Annotated in this window: 20 protein-coding genes and 2 pseudogenes; 11 read left to right on the plus strand and 11 right to left on the minus strand. The window is 58.0% G+C overall.

Annotation, left to right across the window (positions count from 1 at the left end):
• The first annotated feature begins 50 nt into the window (after positions 1–50).
• The 3 genes from JJQ51_RS19710 (at position 51) to JJQ51_RS19720 (ending at position 1,666) form a co-directional block, all read left to right on the plus strand.
• A complete protein-coding gene (locus tag JJQ51_RS19710) occupies positions 51–689 on the plus strand; it encodes an outer membrane protein (RefSeq protein WP_183813604.1) in 639 nt (212 codons plus the stop codon).
• Between the two features lie 106 nt (positions 690–795).
• Complete coding sequence (locus tag JJQ51_RS19715) at positions 796–1,011, plus strand: hypothetical protein (protein ID WP_269245158.1); 216 nt, start codon at positions 796–798, stop codon at positions 1,009–1,011.
• A gap of 175 nt (positions 1,012–1,186) precedes the next feature.
• Entirely contained in the window at positions 1,187–1,666 is a 480-nt protein-coding gene (locus JJQ51_RS19720) for a Rid family hydrolase (protein ID WP_113353613.1), read from the plus strand.
• Between the two features lie 317 nt (positions 1,667–1,983).
• Here the strand turns inward: JJQ51_RS19720 and JJQ51_RS19725 are convergent, their stop codons facing one another.
• The gene (locus JJQ51_RS19725) at positions 1,984–3,429 is read right to left on the minus strand and encodes an MFS transporter (RefSeq protein ID WP_269245159.1); all 1,446 of its coding nucleotides are present in this window, start codon (positions 3,427–3,429) and stop codon (positions 1,984–1,986) included.
• Positions 3,430–3,528: 99 nt separating this feature from the next.
• Here JJQ51_RS19725 and JJQ51_RS19730 point away from each other — a divergent pair, with 99 nt between their 5' ends.
• Complete coding sequence (locus JJQ51_RS19730; RefSeq protein ID WP_113353612.1) at positions 3,529–4,137, plus strand: TetR/AcrR family transcriptional regulator; 609 nt, start codon at positions 3,529–3,531, stop codon at positions 4,135–4,137.
• 97 nt (positions 4,138–4,234) lie between these two features.
• On the opposite strand, the gene JJQ51_RS19735 is transcribed toward JJQ51_RS19730, so the two are convergent.
• The 3 genes and pseudogenes from JJQ51_RS19735 to JJQ51_RS19740 all read right to left on the minus strand — a co-directional run bounded on the left by JJQ51_RS19735 (position 4,235) and on the right by JJQ51_RS19740 (position 6,113).
• A complete protein-coding gene (locus JJQ51_RS19735) occupies positions 4,235–4,711 on the minus strand; it encodes a zinc-binding dehydrogenase (protein WP_331275829.1) in 477 nt (158 codons plus the stop codon).
• Between the two features lie 128 nt (positions 4,712–4,839).
• Positions 4,840–5,172 (minus strand): annotated as a pseudogene (locus JJQ51_RS32940) (alcohol dehydrogenase catalytic domain-containing protein); the annotation flags it as partial.
• A 20-nt stretch (positions 5,173–5,192) separates the two neighbouring features.
• Positions 5,193–6,113, minus strand: coding sequence for an NmrA family NAD(P)-binding protein (locus JJQ51_RS19740; protein ID WP_269245160.1), 921 nt, complete (start codon positions 6,111–6,113; stop codon positions 5,193–5,195).
• A gap of 96 nt (positions 6,114–6,209) precedes the next feature.
• Between JJQ51_RS19740 and JJQ51_RS19745 the strand changes: the two genes are divergently transcribed.
• Positions 6,210–7,097, plus strand: a complete 888-nt coding sequence (locus JJQ51_RS19745; protein ID WP_162748847.1) for a LysR family transcriptional regulator — start codon at positions 6,210–6,212, stop codon at positions 7,095–7,097.
• A 636-nt stretch (positions 7,098–7,733) separates the two neighbouring features.
• Here JJQ51_RS19745 and xth read toward each other — a convergent pair.
• From xth to JJQ51_RS19770, 5 genes are all read right to left on the minus strand, one after another.
• The gene (gene xth / locus JJQ51_RS19750) at positions 7,734–8,534 is read right to left on the minus strand and encodes an exodeoxyribonuclease III (RefSeq protein ID WP_269245161.1); all 801 of its coding nucleotides are present in this window, start codon (positions 8,532–8,534) and stop codon (positions 7,734–7,736) included.
• A gap of 3 nt (positions 8,535–8,537) precedes the next feature.
• Entirely contained in the window at positions 8,538–8,714 is a 177-nt protein-coding gene (locus tag JJQ51_RS19755) for a DUF3606 domain-containing protein (RefSeq protein ID WP_113353607.1), read from the minus strand.
• Positions 8,715–8,908: 194 nt separating this feature from the next.
• Positions 8,909–9,313, minus strand: a complete 405-nt coding sequence (locus JJQ51_RS19760) for a GFA family protein (RefSeq protein ID WP_269245162.1) — start codon at positions 9,311–9,313, stop codon at positions 8,909–8,911.
• 294 nt (positions 9,314–9,607) lie between these two features.
• The gene (locus JJQ51_RS19765) at positions 9,608–10,087 is read right to left on the minus strand and encodes a GNAT family N-acetyltransferase (protein WP_113420325.1); all 480 of its coding nucleotides are present in this window, start codon (positions 10,085–10,087) and stop codon (positions 9,608–9,610) included.
• Positions 10,088–10,115: 28 nt separating this feature from the next.
• Positions 10,116–11,060 (minus strand): DMT family transporter, encoded by a 945-nt coding sequence (locus JJQ51_RS19770; RefSeq protein ID WP_269245163.1) that lies wholly within the window; start codon positions 11,058–11,060, stop codon positions 10,116–10,118.
• A gap of 88 nt (positions 11,061–11,148) precedes the next feature.
• On the opposite strand from JJQ51_RS19770, the gene JJQ51_RS19775 reads away from it, so the two are divergent.
• The 4 genes from JJQ51_RS19775 (at position 11,149) to JJQ51_RS19785 (ending at position 13,204) form a co-directional block, all read left to right on the plus strand.
• On the plus strand, positions 11,149–11,769 hold the full coding sequence (locus JJQ51_RS19775) for a CGNR zinc finger domain-containing protein (RefSeq protein ID WP_269245164.1): 621 nt from the start codon (positions 11,149–11,151) through the stop codon (positions 11,767–11,769).
• 49 nt (positions 11,770–11,818) lie between these two features.
• The gene (arr, locus tag JJQ51_RS19780; protein ID WP_113353603.1) at positions 11,819–12,235 is read left to right on the plus strand and encodes an NAD(+)--rifampin ADP-ribosyltransferase; all 417 of its coding nucleotides are present in this window, start codon (positions 11,819–11,821) and stop codon (positions 12,233–12,235) included.
• Positions 12,236–12,313: 78 nt separating this feature from the next.
• Positions 12,314–12,634, plus strand: a complete 321-nt coding sequence (locus tag JJQ51_RS32945) for a VOC family protein (protein ID WP_113353645.1) — start codon at positions 12,314–12,316, stop codon at positions 12,632–12,634.
• A gap of 102 nt (positions 12,635–12,736) precedes the next feature.
• Entirely contained in the window at positions 12,737–13,204 is a 468-nt protein-coding gene (locus tag JJQ51_RS19785; protein WP_269245165.1) for a hypothetical protein, read from the plus strand.
• A gap of 29 nt (positions 13,205–13,233) precedes the next feature.
• Here the strand turns inward: JJQ51_RS19785 and JJQ51_RS19790 are convergent, their stop codons facing one another.
• Both JJQ51_RS19790 and JJQ51_RS19795 read right to left on the minus strand, forming a co-directional pair.
• Positions 13,234–13,812, minus strand: a complete 579-nt coding sequence (locus JJQ51_RS19790; protein WP_145324678.1) for a response regulator — start codon at positions 13,810–13,812, stop codon at positions 13,234–13,236.
• A 434-nt stretch (positions 13,813–14,246) separates the two neighbouring features.
• Positions 14,247–14,711: a hypothetical protein gene (locus tag JJQ51_RS19795; protein ID WP_269245166.1), complete on the minus strand. Its 465-nt coding sequence runs from the start codon at positions 14,709–14,711 to the stop codon at positions 14,247–14,249.
• Positions 14,712–14,971: 260 nt separating this feature from the next.
• Here JJQ51_RS19795 and JJQ51_RS19800 point away from each other — a divergent pair, with 260 nt between their 5' ends.
• Both JJQ51_RS19800 and JJQ51_RS19805 read left to right on the plus strand, forming a co-directional pair.
• Complete coding sequence (locus JJQ51_RS19800) at positions 14,972–15,187, plus strand: hypothetical protein (protein ID WP_113353600.1); 216 nt, start codon at positions 14,972–14,974, stop codon at positions 15,185–15,187.
• Between the two features lie 111 nt (positions 15,188–15,298).
• A pseudogene (locus JJQ51_RS19805) lies at positions 15,299–15,508 on the plus strand (3'-5' exonuclease); the annotation flags it as partial.

The following is a 15,508-nucleotide window of genomic DNA, read 5'->3' on the forward strand; positions in this document are numbered from 1 at the left end:
GGTGGCTCTGCGTTCGACCGTAGTAAGAACAATCTTGAGGAGAAAGAAGAATGAAATCCCTTTTCGCATCCGTCGTGATCGCTGTATCAACTCTCGCCTTTTCTGCCCATGCAGCCGATTTGACGACGCCCGGTGCCCCAGTTGCCGCGCCTGCTGAGGGCTTTTCCTGGACCGGCGGTTATGTCGGCGTGCACGGCGGCGGAAGCTGGCTTAAGGGCGATTTCAGCGTTCCCGGCGCAAGCGCTTCGGATAACTTCAACGGCGGTTTCGCTGGCGGCTTTGCCGGCTTCAACTATCAGCTGAACAACAATGTCGTGCTCGGCATCGACGGCGATATCGGCCGCAATTGGAACTCCAACAGCTATGACGTATTCGGCACGAAGGTAAAGGTCGGCACGGATATTACCGGCTCGGTGCGCGGGCGCCTCGGCTATGCGTTCGACCGCACGCTCATCTACGCGACCGGTGGCTGGACCGCAACGCGCGGCTTTATCAAGGTGCCCGGCGACAAGGAAACGAAGACCTTCAACGGCTGGACCATCGGCGCCGGCGTGGACTACGCCTTCACCAACAACATCTTCGCCCGCGCCGAATACCGCTTCAACAGCTACGGCGATAAGGACATTGTCGGCATCAAGGCCGACCTCGACCAGCACGTTGTCGGCGTCGGCGTCGGCGTGAAGTTCTAAGATTTAGGACCGGTTTGATTTGGAGAGCCCCGCTGGCGTTTGCTGGCGGGGTTTTTCGTAGGACGGTAATGTCACGTTTGTCGTGGGCTTAACCGTTGGAAGGTCATTGGTCTGGATGACCACGCCGTGGCTGCCGGCATTATTCGTCAACGGCGATTTCGATCTGATCTGCAGCAGCAACGCAAATCGTCAGGGCGACCCGATGCGTGCAGCCTGTCGAAACCTTACCCTGGCGAGCATGTCCTGCAGGCATTGGCTGCCATTGGAGAAGGACGAACTCGTCCAGGTCATCGGCTGCTGGCTCCAGAACAAAAAACTTTGATGGCGGCAACTGAAGAATGAGCCCGCAGGTGAAGAGTGCAACAATCCTCAGCAATTGCGCTGACGGCGTGCTGACCCATCGGAAATTCTTTAGTAATCACTCCATAATTCACTTGACCGACGCCGCAATCATTGACAGAAATTCTGCATCAAAGTGTATGAAAAAGGACGCTTCAATGGATCTCCAATCGGATATCCGCAGTGTTACAACCCGCACCGGCATGGTGGCAATTCCATCCGGACTGCAGGCCGATGTCGACCAGTTCCACTACGCGCCGGCGCGCCGGGCTGGGGACTTCGTCTTCCTGTCGGGCATCGTTGCCTGCAGCCGGCAACCGCATCCCTTGGACGCGGAGGGCTTTCGCGCGGAGCTGCGCCGCGTCTTTCGGCAGATCGAAGAGCTGTTGCACGCCTGCGACGCGCGGCTTGAGGACGTGGTGGAACTGCAAATGTTCCATGTGCTCGGCAGCGACCGGCTGGCGCTAGACAAGGCCGGACAACTGGCTGCGATCGCGGCCGTGCGAGACGAATTCTTCCCTGCCCCCTATCCAGCCGCGGTCGAGCTGGCTGTGGCAGAACTGAACCCGGATGGCGGGCTGGTCGAGATCAAAGCAACCGCCTTCGCGCCGGTAGTGCCGCAGCAGCGCGCACCGTAGCAGCTCAGCCGACCTTGCCCTGCTGCCTCAGCCAGGCGGCGGCGCGGACGCCGCCGCTATCGCCTTCAGAACCGGCGTGGCGCATTGCGGAGCGAACACGATTGGCGGCACCCGCTATATCTAAGTTCCTGCACGCCGTCGATGACCCCGGAAGGACAGGGCTATCTTGACCGCGTTCGGGAATGCGTTCCTTTGCCGAGGGCTCCTCTGTCCAGGCAGCAAAAGCCCTCGCCGGCACTCTTCGACCCTATGGTTCGGTGGCCATGACATGAAAACCACCGAACCAACCTTCCTCCGATCGCTCTGATCCCACTTTCCTAATCAGCGAGTGTCGTATGTTTGCGAAGCGAGAGAGCAATCAGGATCGACACGGCGATACCTGCCGCAACAAGACAGAACGCCGTTTGCATTCCATCCGTCATAGCGAGTTTGAGCGGCTCGCCGGATAGTCCTTGTGTGTGGCGATTGGCCACCGCGATCATGATCGCCAGACCGATGGCATTGCCCACATTGAGCGTTGTCGATGCCATGCCGGAAGCGATACCCTGTTCGTCATGATGAACGCCGGACGCGGCTGCGATCCACATGCCGGTCCACACAATGCCCTGGCCAACTCCGGAAATGATCACACCGGGGACGATGGCAAGATAACCGGCTTCCACCGTGGCTCCAGGGATCATAGCAATTGTGCCTAGTACTCCAACGACCATGCCGGCAACAAGGGTCAACCGGGTTGTGAACCATGTCGCAAGCCGCTCGCCGATCTGAGTTCCAGCGGCGATCGCAAGAGAAGGAACGAGAAAAGCCAGTCCGGTCTGCATCGCTGTCATGCCCTGAATATTCTGAAATAGGACTGTAAGAAAGTAAGGCAAAGTGCCGAACGTTGCCATGTAGAGGAAGGTGATGGCCATTCCAGCGACCAGACTGCCATTTCGAAAGAGCCGCAGTGGCATAAGCGGGTCCGAGCTTCTCGCCTCGATCGTCACGAAAATCAGCAGGAGAGTCAGAGAGGCCAGTGCGCTCCAAATAATGCTTGGCGCCGTCCATCCATATTCTGGTCCCTGCACGAGAGCAAAGACGAGCAGCGTCGCGCCCGCGGTGACGGTGATGGCGCCCGCCAGATCGAAGCTGCGATGTTCGTGCCGCTTTGGATCTTTCGGGATTACAAAGAAGGCCGCCATGATCGCGAGACCGGCGAGGAGGACATTCACGTAGAAGACCGATGGCCAGCCGAAGGTCGCGGTCAGAAAACCGCCGGCAATAGAACCGATCGTCAGGCCGCTGGCACCCGCGCCGCCCCAAACGGCCAGAGCGCGGTTGCGCTCGGGACCTTCTGCAAACAGGCGATTGACAAGTGAGAGGGTCGCTGGAAACAGAAACGCCCCCCCGATGCCCTGCACGGCACGGGCTAGGATAATGACCTCTGGACGCCAGGCCAGTCCGCCGACAAGCGACGACAAGGCGTAGACCCAAAGCGCAAAAATGAACATGCGACGCTGACCGATCAGGTCGGCAGCACGGCCACCAAATAGAAGAAAGCCTCCGGTGAAGACGGTATAGACGCTCACCACCCATTGAAGCGTCTGTTCGGAAAAGCCGAGACCAGCGCCGATCTCCGGCAGTGCCACGAACACGATGTTGAGATCCAGAGCGATGATGAGTTGGGCGAATGCGAGCAAGGTCAGGATGGCCGCTCGCCTTCCGGCTGAGCGGGTTCTCGGTGCAGTCGGTGCTATTGATTGTGCTTGATCTGACGCAGTCACGAAAAGCTCCTATGATTCTTGAGTGATCATTCAAGAATCCCTACTTGCCAATTTGAGTCAAGCAAATTATTTATCAACCACTCAAGAATGGAGTATCCGATGGCGAGGCCGCGGGAGTTCGATCGAGACAAAGCACTGGCGAAGGCGCGCGACGCCTTTTGGATCACGGGGTACGAGGGAACGTCGATTTCCGATCTCGTCGCCACTCTCGGCCTAGCGCCAGCTCGAATTTATGCTGCATTTGGCTCTAAGGAGGATCTCTTCAGGGAAGCCGTGGCGCTTTACGAAGCCAATGAAGGGGGGTTTGTCGGAAGAGCGCTCGCCGAGGAACCGACAGCCCGCGCAGCGATCATCCGCATGCTTGACGACGCTGTTCAAACGTACACAAGACAGGGGCAACCGCGTGGATGCCTAGTCGTTTCAGCCGCAACCAGCAGCGCAGTGGAAAACGAAGCCGTTCGCGAGTTCCTTGCCGAGCGGCGGCGCGCTCAGGAAGCATCCATAATAGAGCGCCTGAGACGCGCGGTCCGGGACGGAGAGCTCCCGGACGGAACAGATCCCGACGTGCTGGGTAGCGCGGTCGCGGCGCTTCTCATCGGAATTTCGATGCAGGCAAGAGACGGGGCATCCAGGAAACGCTTGAAGGCTATGTGTGCTTTTTCCGCTGCAGCACTTTTGGAGAAACCCAATCCGCTAAGAGGCCAATAGCTCCAGACGTTTCCCGTATATCCGGTTCTGCTCCGAATGACTCAACCAGAGACCTTTGATGAAGACTACCATATTGCAGATCGAATCCATATTCTCATTATGGGAGTGTCAGGACGATCTTGCCGCGTGAACGACCACTTTCACTGAGCGATATCGCTTGCGGTGCCTTTGAGAAAGAAAACGCGGTTTCAACAACGACACGAAGCTCCTGTCGATCGACAAGGTTCACGATCTCCTTGAGAAGGTCTCCATCAATCGGCCGTGGGCCGCGGCCGAAGATGGGCGTCGCGTTGCGATGGGCCGCCTTCTGCTTGTCGGGAGGGGCAACGATCGAGACAAAACGCCCTCCTTCGCGCAGAAGCGGCCATGCGGTATCCTGCGCTGTCGGACCGACCAGGTCGACAACGGTGTCGACCGGCGCAAGGGCGCTCGTGAATTCGCCCTTCTGATAGTCGATGACCTCATCGGCACCGAGGGAACGCACAAAATCGACATTCCGCGCCGAAGTTGTTCCAACGATCCTGGCGCCGGCGCGCTTGGCGAGCTGGGTTGCGAAGGTACCGATCCCCCCGATGCCCCAAGAATCAGGATCGTTTGTCCGCGGCGGACCGCCGCCGCTTCAAACAGCACCAACCATGCGGTGCCGGCTGCTACCGGAATACCGGCAGCATGCTCAAGCGGGATGGCATTCGGAGCATGAGCGACGTCAACCGCCTTCGCCACCACAAATTCGGCAAAGGCGCCTTCGGCGCGAACGATCACTCTGTCACCGGGCCGGAAGCCACGGACTTGCGGCCCCGCTAGCTCGACCGTCCCGGCGACATCAAGGCCGAGCGTCAGCGGAAAGGTTGCCGGCCGGATCGCGCTGAAATGCCCATTGCGGGTGCGCCAGTCCGCTGGGTTGATACCGGCTGCGTAGGTCCGGATCCGCACTTGGTCAGGCCCAATTTCCGGGACGAGCACGTCGTCGCAGATCAGAACGTCGGCCGCGCCATAGCCATGGATGCGCCATGCTTTCATCATTCCCACGGACATCGATCGTACTCCTTGGCCGCTTAGCGATTGCCGGCCTGCTTGATCAGGAAATCGACGAAAGATGTCGGTGTGATTTCAGGATAGCGGGCGTTGCTGAGATCGGTCAGCTTCGCCTTTCCCGACACCATCGCCCACTGGTATTGCGCAGCGATTGGGGCCCAGAAGTCGGCGTTGGTCGCCTTGGTGTCGGCAATCCAGCGTTCCAGATCCGCTACCGTGCCGACCTGGCGCACCTGGAACTGTCGAGCAAAAGCCTTTTCCGCCGCAGCGATGGCTTGCTTCATGGTGATCTGATCGCCGGCAATCGAGAGCTTGCCGCTCGGAAGGCCGATGTCGAGAGCTGCCGCTGCGGTATAGGATGCCGTATCGGCAACCGTAGTTACGTCAAAGACGGTGTCACCATCACCCCAATAAGTGATCGTGCCGGCGTCCAGATCGAAGACCTGAAAGAAGGGGGCGAGCACCACTTCGTGGAAGGCGCCGTTCAGTATATGAATATGCTCTAGCCCGCTCCGTTCGATCGCCTCGTCTGCCTCCCGCCGCCAGTCGAGCATGGGGTGGCTGCCAGGCTCCAACTTGAACAAGTCGATGGCGAAGTCAGAGGGAATGATGCGTCGGACGCCATTGCGCTTGGCGGCGTCGAGCAACGCGAGCTGGCCGCCGACGATGGTCTCGCGCATTCCTTGGACAGCCGAGATCACAACATCCACACCGCCGGTCGCCGCAACTAGGCTGGCAGGCTCGTGCGGATCACCTTCCACGATAGTTGCACCACGGCTTGTCAGGCGATTGAGCTCGGCCTTCTTCGTTCCCGCCTCGAGCGTCTGTTTGCGAACGAGTATCTGGAGCCTCGCCTCAGGCCGGTCGAGCAGCACGTTGGCGATCCCTGCGCCAAGCATGCCGGTAGCGCCCGCAAGAAGAATGGTCGTTTTATCTGTCATGTGAAGATCCTCTGCTATTCAATGACAAACCTATTTATGTTCTCTGGAATGGACAATGTATCCACTTTGGAACATCATGTTCCCATGAGAGAACATATGATTTCCGATCTCAATCAGGTGCGGCTCTTCGCCAAGATTGCCGAGATGAAGAGCGTGACCGGCGCCGCTCGTTCCCTTGGAAAGCCAAAATCCACAGTCAGCCGTGACCTTGCGCGCTTGGAGGCGAGCCTAGGCGTGACGCTTATGCAGCGCTCGAACCGGAAGCTGACGCTCACGGACAGCGGCAGACTGTTCCTGCAGCATGCCAAACGCATTCTGGGCGACCTCGCGGATGCGGAAGCCGCGGTCGGCCGGCTTAACGCCGTGCCGCGAGGCCTCCTGCGTGTGAGCGCTCCATTTACCTCTGGTCACGCGCTGCTCGCGCCTTTGCTGCCAGGTTTTCTCGAGCGTTACCCGCAGGTACAGGTCTTGCTCGAATTGGAGAACCGCCGCGTCGATATCATCGGTGAGGATTTCGATGTTGCCATTCGAGTCGGACGGCTAGAGGATTCGAGCCTTACGGCCCGCAAGCTCGGCCATGCCGTATTCGGCCTGTTCGCCAGCCCCGCCTATCTGGCACGGATGGGGCACCCCGAAAATCTCACCGACCTCGCGCGCCATGACATAGTCGACAAGGGCGGATTACCTGGACCTAAAAGCTGGAAGGTCGACGGACCGGGTGGCGCCGTCGAGGTCGACGTGGCGCCTCGGCTGTCGGTGAACGACCCCGCCGCGCTACGTATCGCACTTTTAGGCGGAGCGGGCATCGGTTGGTTACCGAGTTTCCTTGCGGCTCATGATGTCGACAATGGTCACCTCATTCGGCTCTTTCCCCATCACCACCGCGACAAGGCCGACATTCATGCCTTGTTTCGTGCGCGCAGAAGTCTCGCTCTCAACGTCAAGGTGTTTGTGGACTATCTGGTGGAGCATTTCCTAGTTTGAGTGCGATCTATGACATTCAAGCGGATGCCTTTTCCAAATCTGGCGCGATAACGAACGGGAAAGCCCAAAAGCGGCGACAGCGAGCGTCATGGGCGCGGCCTCGATTGGGATGATGCGGAACTCGCATTGTGTTGATCCGATTTCGTTCTTCCCAGCAATGTCCCTCCGGGGTCAATGGGAGACAGCTCCCCGCCCGCTCGAACAGTTGGCCTGCATAATGTCTTCCGGCCGATGGTCGCGCTGCGCGACATGACGGTCTGCGGTCAACTGACGTCCGATAGCACCAGCTCTTCAAGGGATCGGAACCGACGACCCGACTTTCTCTGTCGCATACATGATATCTACGCCTTTGATTTTCATCGGCTATCGCTGCGGACGACCACGGATCCGAATGATCTCGTTAAGCCAACTTTATGACAAGGCCATGCCTGTCCTGCTGCAGACGAAGGAATAAACTGACATCTGGATGCGAGCGTCATGGGGCGAAGCAAAGCAACTCACTCGACCACCTTCCGAACGATGCGCTGATCATTCTGGCGCGTAAGCCCTAAGGATCATCGATCGTTTCGAAGTCTGGCGAGCCGGGTGGAGCAAGACATTCCGCTGTGACCCGCCGGTCCTTAACTTGCGCTTCGCTCACTTCGCCTTCCGCTTCCTCAGCGCTTCATCCTTCATTTCGATCCAGACGGGGGCGTGGTCGCTCGTGTGCTCCCAGCCGCGGACATGCTTGTCGACCTCCGCCTTCGCCAATCTTGCCGCCGCCTCAGGACTCAGCAGGAAATGATCGATCCGTAGCCCGGCGTCGCGGGCATAGGCGTTACGAAAATAATCCCAGAAGGTGTAGATGTGTTCGCCCGGATGCAGGTGGCGCAGAGCATCCGTCCAACCTTGGTCGACAAGGTTCTTGTAGGCCTCCCGGACTTCCACGCGAAACAATGCGTCGTCCGTCCAGCGTTCCGGCTTGTAGACGTCGATCTCCGTCGGCATCACGTTATAGTCGCCGGCGAGCACGACCGGAACTTCCAGTTCGAGCAGCTCGGCCGCATAGTCCTCCAGTCTCTTGAACCAGCGGAGCTTGTAGTCGAATTTCGGCCCAGGATACGGATTGCCATTCGGGAGATAGAGCCCGCCGATGACGATCCCGTCAACGATGGCCTCGATGTAGCGGCTGTGCGCGTCTTCCGGATCGCCGGGCAGACCTTTTCTGGTGAGGTGAGGTTCCTGGCCCTTGGCAAGGATCGCGACGCCGTTCCATGACTTCTGTCCCTGCCAGACGGCACCATAGCCGGCGGCCTCGATGGCTTTGATCGGAAACTTCTCCTGCGGCGCCTTCAACTCCTGCAGACAGACGACGTCCGGCTCGGCCTCTTCAAGCCATCGGAGAAGAACCTCGAGCCGGCCGTTGACGCCGTTGACATTGTAGGTCGCGAGCTTCACGGCCTAGTCTCGGCCGATTTCCGCCTCGACCTTCTTGCGGGAATTCCCGGCGCTCTTCACGGCCTTCTTCACCGTGTCCTTTGACACGCCTTCCTTCTTCGCCTCGTAGCGGACTTCATGATCCTGCCCGGCTGCGACCTTGGCTCGATCCTGTGCTCTGCCTCGCGACGTGGTTGCCATTGTTCGTGCTCCTTATGGTTTCGGCCACCGGAAAACGGACGCCGATTCAAGAAGTTCCATACTCGTATGGTGCGGGAGATCCCTCAAATGAGCGCAGCATCAGGAAGCCGCTGGGCACCCGTTGACGCACCAACCTCGTTGCTTTTCTCTCTAAGACAAGGTGAGAAGCGCTCGGTTCATATTGACAGAGACGCTCAATCCCCCGCTCGACCTGGAAGTCCGGCCAGATCCTGAGCCCATCCCAACGCGGACGAGCACCAGAGCTGCGAGCGGGGCTTCAGCTCCTGGCGCTGGTTCACCGTTCCCAGTCTGATCCCAACTCGCTCGGCATCTTCATCCTCTCCGGTCGTATAGATGGGCGATCCACAATCAGCACAGAAGAATTGCTGCCGGCGGCGACCATTGTCGGCGGTCTTGACGTAAAGCCTGGGCGCGCCGGACGTAATCTGGAAGTGATCGCGTTGTGTGCTGACCGTCACTCGGTAAGCGGTTCCCGTCAATCTCTGGCAGTCGGTACAATGGCAGATCGACACGTCTTGCGGGTCGACCTCGGCTTCATAAGTGATTTTTTCGCATTGGCATGCGCCATCGATATGCATGTCAGCTCTCCCTCCATTTTCACTATTTCGGACATAGAGGCTGCCCCTCACAAGTCGACATCCACTTCTGCCACTCTTGTGCCCCAACAGCAGCGTCTCCATTCCTGAACCTGTGTCGAACCACTAATTTCGCACGGTCGGACGGCTAAGCATTTCGCTCAACTCACTGTTTGCCGCATCGGAAAGGTACGGTCAAAACATGCTGGTGACCTGTCTTAATCCCCAGTTCAGATGTTCTTGTATAAATGACTGGACTGATCGCTTCGGCGCTGATCAATCTTGCTGGCAATTACATCAAGCTTCGGAACTTGTTTCGCCGAATGTGAGACGCATTTCCGTTGCAGGCTTGAAACCAAGAGACGCATAAACCGGCTTGCCGGCTTCCGAAGCATGCAGCACGACAGCAGTACAGCCGGCCGACCTGAGATATTCAACGGCAAGCTGTGTCAGCAGGCGCGAAATACCCTGGCGGCGGTACGCAGGCTCTACGAAGACGCTCCATATATAGCCGCGCTTGTGCACATCTTGCCGAAGGACGTCCGGATAGGGGGAGAGATGAACTTGGCACGAGACGGACCCAGCAGCGGTCGCGCCGTCCAACGCGATGAATGTAGCAAGCTCGCGGCTCTGCCTACCCTCTTCGATGAAACGATGGACCTTCAACCGGGCATCGAAACAGATGTGATCCGGCGGAGTGCCGTAACTGTTCCAGATTGCGAGGTAATGCGTGATAAGGATATCATCATGCTCTGGCGTCGCCTTTAGGTATTCCATTGTTCGGCCTTTCTGTTGTGCCCCAACGTCAGCTTTCGACCGGCGCACGTCTGGCGGTCGGCGCCTCGACCATGGCGAGATAGGCGCCGGTCAGCATGACGATGATGCCAATGACGTCGGAAACGGTAACCTGTTCAGAAAAGAACAGCGCGCCGAGCACAACGGCAATCACGGGAGATACGAAGGCATAGCTGCCCGCACGGGAGGCGCCGATATCCCGCAACAGCCGCATGTACGTCGTATACCCGACCAGCGAACCAAAGATCACAAGGAAGAACCAAGCCGTCCAGGCGCTCGTGCCCCAGTTTCCTGAAACAGCGGCCACAGCACCCGGCTCGAATATCAGTGCAGCGACCATCAGCGCGATGCCACCGACCAGCGTCGTTATACCGGCAACGAAAACCGCTGGATAGGATCGCAGCAACGGTCGCGCCAGCACCGAGCCGTAGCCATAGGTAAACGCCGCCGACGAGACCGCCAGCCCGCCCCATAGGCTCGCACCATCGAATGCTTCCGATTTCGATCCGCTTCCGCCTGCCGCCGACGGCCAGAACAGAACCACCAATCCTGATACGCCGAGCGCGATTGCCAGGATCCGCCTGACGTCGAGCCTTTCCTCCCGTAACAACAAGGCGAAACACAAAAGAGCGATGGGTGTCAGCGACATCTCCAGAACCGCGGCCGTGCCCGTGTCGATATACTGCATGCCCCAGAACAGGGGTCCGTAGCACAGAGTGATCATCAATATGCTGACGGCGATGAAGCGTATCCCATCTTCAATCTTCAAGCCTGCAGCCTCGCCCTTAATCCAGCCATAAACAAGCAACAACAACCCCGCCGCGGTGAAGCGCATTGCCGCAAAAAGCAACGGTGGAACGGCTTCGATGCCGGCCTTGCTCGCGATCCACGTGCTGCCCCAGATGACGCATAGCGTCAGAAAGCGGAGCTGATTCCTGTTCAAACGATAGGCCATGGGGTTTCCAATTCATGTAACGGATAAATATGCCATAGACCGTTACAACTAGCTCTTGCCCAAATCGTTCCGCGATCCGATATTCCCTATGATGACGAGACAGAAAAACATTGGCGAGATCAGCCTGCTCGGCGGCCACCCCGCACTCGACTTCGTCAACACGGTCGATAGCCGTGGCGAGCGATGGGGTCCGGAGTTCTTGAACAGCTACAGCGACCTGGTTTCCTGGGCTGGGCGCCGCGAGGTCATTGATGACGAAGAGCAACGCACCCTGCTTTCGCTGGCGACAAAGTCGCCTTCTGAAGCGGAGAGGGAGTTATTCCGTGCCAGGGAGCTGCGAGAGATCCTCCATCGAATTTTTTTGACCGAAGTTGGCGACGAGCCGGTTCGCATGAAAGACCTTGAGCTGCTCGACCAGGTCGCAAGGCGCGCGCAGGCGCAGCGCAGATTGGTCAACGTCGGTGAGGCGATCGAATGGCGGCAATCGCCCGCGGACCATCTGGACGCAATTTCAACTCGCGTCGGCTGGCTGGCCGCGGATTTGCTGACATCGCGACGGAATCGCCGCCCGATCCGGGCATGCGAAGGTCCGAACTGCGGTTGGCTTTTCCTCGACCACTCACGTAATGGTCATCGGCGCTGGTGCTCTGACCGGACGTGTGGATCACATGCCAGGGTGCGGAAGTTCCGGGCCGTGCGAGCCGAGTAAATGACGCGGCCACGGACAGCAAGGTTCACGCGCAAAAGGAGATAGAGCCATGTCGGTAGCTGCAACCACCTTTTCACAATCGTTTTTTCACGGTACCCGCGCCGATCTGCGGCCCGGGGACATGATCGCCGCGGGATACCCGTCCAATTTCGCCGCCGACACGCAGTTATCATGGGTATACTTCACAGGCACAATGGATGCGGCGATTTGGGGTGCTGAATTGGCTGCGGGTGAAAAACCAGGACGCATCTATGTCGTCGAGCCGACCGGCGCCTGGTTCGATGATCCGAACGTGACCGACAAGAAATTTCCGGGAAACCCAACTCTCTCCTATCGATCGAGGGACCCGTTGCGGGTGATCGGAGAGGTCGTGAACTGGCAGGGTCATACGGCGGAACAGATCCGTCAGATGAAAGACGGGTTGGCGCGCTTAACGGCCGAAGGTGCTAACGTCATTATCGATTGACCGCTGTGGGATCGACGGTATTTCAGCGGCCGGTCGATCCCTTCCATTTCCATGCTTGCGGGGATGTCCGGCCTCGACATGATCATTGGAGCCGCGAACAGCACAGGTCTCAGGAGCGCCGAAAAAGAAGAACCAGAAGCAAGGCCCAGGGAAATATCCGCCCTCGATCATCTCGTCATCAACGTCACCAACGTAGAAGCGTCCGCCGCATGGTATGTGGAGGTCCTGGGGATGAAAAGGCTGGAGTACGGAACTGATCGAGATCGTCCTCGAACAGCTCTCTTGTTCGGCTCCGTGCTGATTGACACCTTGAACCCCGTTCCGAGTTCTTTGACTTCCATCTGGAATAAATCGACGACGCCGGGGACAACTTTGCCGTCAGCAAGCTCTTTCAGATAAGCATGTCCGGGCGGTTGGCGCTTTCCGAATCTTGCCCCGAACTCCGGCTTTTGCCGCGGCTTCGATCGCTGCTACCCCGGGACACCCCTTTGCCTACGCGCAATGCGCTATCAGACTATCACGCAAGGAACCTTCGCCTCTTCTGCAGGTTCCTCTTATGCAATCATAAAAAATGCGGTGGTACTGGGCATGGTCAAAATGGCAGGGCTCGAGACCGACCTGCTATCGTTATGCAGCACGTGCACAAGTTTGGGAATCGAACGCGCAGCGGGAACAATGATGGAACGGCTGAAGCGTCTTACGCAGGGAAAGTTGTCGCAAAGCGAACTCACAATGCTAAAAGGAATATACGAAATTGTAACGACACAAAGCTGGTTTGATGACACCGAATGTAGCCGGGAAGGTTTCGCCGTCGGTTTGGTCGGATTATTTCGATACGGAATCGTCAAGCCCAACCAATTACAGAAAATTGCAATGTTATGGGCATACACCGAATTCTCCAAGGATATGCCCAACGCCCAACGGCTCAAGTTGAAATCGCTCCATAGCGGATGTAGCGTCCCGGAGTAGCGCTCCGCGATCGAGCTTGGGACGCCAAACTAACTTTGCGCAAGACGCGACGCTATTACTTCCCAGTTGGCAGGCTTGGTGAAAATCGGCGTCGAACGGAAAAATGCTGGTACGGACCGATCATCGTAACCCGTAACAAACGCAAACGGTATGTGCTTCATTTTCAGAAAAGCCGCCACGGGGAAAATTGTCTGTCCACGCAGATTGATGTCAAGAAGCGCCGCATCGAGACTGGCCCCGGCGCCTTCGATGGCCTCGAATGCATCCTTAACGGTGCTAACCGGGCCGACAATTTCCGCCCCCATTCGAGCCAGGGTATCGGCGGCGTCCACCGCAATGATTTCCTCGTCTTCAACGATAAGGAAACGGCACCCGCCGACAGCCTTGTTCGAGAAGCGCTCCTTAGCCGCGGTCAGGCAAACTGCTTCCAGTTTGTCGGGAATGACCACACCTTTGCGGTACATCCGCACGACATATCGAGCGAATTCGTCGCGCTTCTCGGCGTGCGCGGTGAACCACGGTTCGGAGCTCACCCGCTCAAATACGTCCCGGACGATCTTGAGATCTTGCGAGCCTAAAATGTCACGTGACAAATCACGAAATACCACTCGCGCGTTTCCTTATATCTGAGGCATTCACGCCCAAGTACAGTTTCATGTCTCACTTCATGAATCAACGCTAAAATAAGAGTCATCTGAACTTTGGGTCGTCATACGACATTTTATCGTGCCCAATATAGCAAACCAATCTTGGCTGGCACATCTTGGCCTGGCATCGCGCCGGCGCGCACATGTCCTTAGTCTGGAAATCATCATCCAATTCTGCTCCCTCTCGTTGTCCATTCGACGCGTGGCGAAAAAAGATCGGTGGAATCAGGCAAATAGGGCCGGGCTTACGAAGCGTACAAGACGACGCCGTTTTCAATGTTCGCAGAGGCGCTCAAGCTTGAAAACAGATGCGCTCGTCGCCCATGAAGTGTCACAAAGACAAAGCCCGCGCGAGGCGGGCTGAGCATTGCTTTGGCTACGTACGAGCGTCGGGCTTATTCGTCCGCTTTGGTCTTGCCTGCCTTTGGACCGACCTTCGCCCGTGGGACCTTGGCGGGAGCGGACTTGACCGTCTTGGACTGCGCCTTTGCGGCGTTCAAAACCGCGGCGCGGCGGGCGCGATTTTCCTCAAGCGCTTTCTGGAAATCGAGATCATGCTCAGCATGCTGGGCGAGATCATCGAGAAACTCGGCGACTTGTCCTACGGTTTCGACGACAACGTAGCTCAACCCGTTGCCGGTGCTGAGCGCGTCGCGGCCAACGCTCACGCCAAAACCGCCTGGGACTCGCTGAAACCATGTGGACCGCCATTTCCTGAAGCCGGCAGGATCACGCTCATACTCTTCCAAATAGTTCTTCTGCTCGGCGACCCGGAGACGAAACGTCTCGACGACGTTCCGTGCACCTCCCTTGGGTTTGTCCGCCTTCCTGGCGGACCATTTCTCAATAAAATTCGTCACAACCATATGCTCCATGGTTTTGAGATGCAGTGTCGAAAGACCCTGCATCTCCCAACGGGGACCAGCCTAGTCCATCATCCATGGCAGTGACAGATCAATCATTCGCACCCGCATCCTTGATTTTTGCGGATTGGCTCGTCCGCAAAGTGATCACGACAGCATTCTTCTCCGAAATTCGACTTTCCCGGTTGCTGGCGGAGGCTTTTGCTATATCTCCTCCGAGAGGGTGAATGCGCCCGTCGCCACGAAGGAGGAGCTGCATGCCAGGAAAAGGATGGGTGATCGGCTTCGCGGATCAGTCGAAGCGGCAGTGTCGTGAGCAGCTCCGGCAAAACATCGCCAGAGCAGTCGATGAGCTCCTCGAAGACGGGTGGGAGCCCGAGTGCATAGCAGAATCCCTGCTGGAACTCGCGGATGATTATATGGACACCGTCATCGGCGGCGCGGTCCACACCGCAACACGGCGAACCCATTAGGGTCGTCGTGACGTCGATTAGCAGTGGGTATGCACGATCCGGCAGCGCTGGGCGCTTCTCTTGAGGCATTTGACGCTTTAGATTTGTGCGACCGTTTTCGTTAGATGGCCCATGACGTCTCAGCTGGACATGTTTTCGGAGAATGCGCAGGCCGTTCGCAAAGCGTCGGCACCCGGCCTGCGCGTTCGGCAGATCGGATCATCGCCCGATGAAGCCGAGATGGTGCGGATGCTGGAAGCAACCGGACGCTATCAGATCCTGAAAAAACTCGAGCCACGCGCGATCGCCCCTGCCCTAAGGCCGGGCTATCCGCTGAGGGGC

The sequence above is a fragment of the Rhizobium sp. AG207R genome, from assembly GCF_027109195.1.
GTDB lineage: Bacteria > Pseudomonadota > Alphaproteobacteria > Rhizobiales > Rhizobiaceae > Rhizobium > Rhizobium dioscoreae.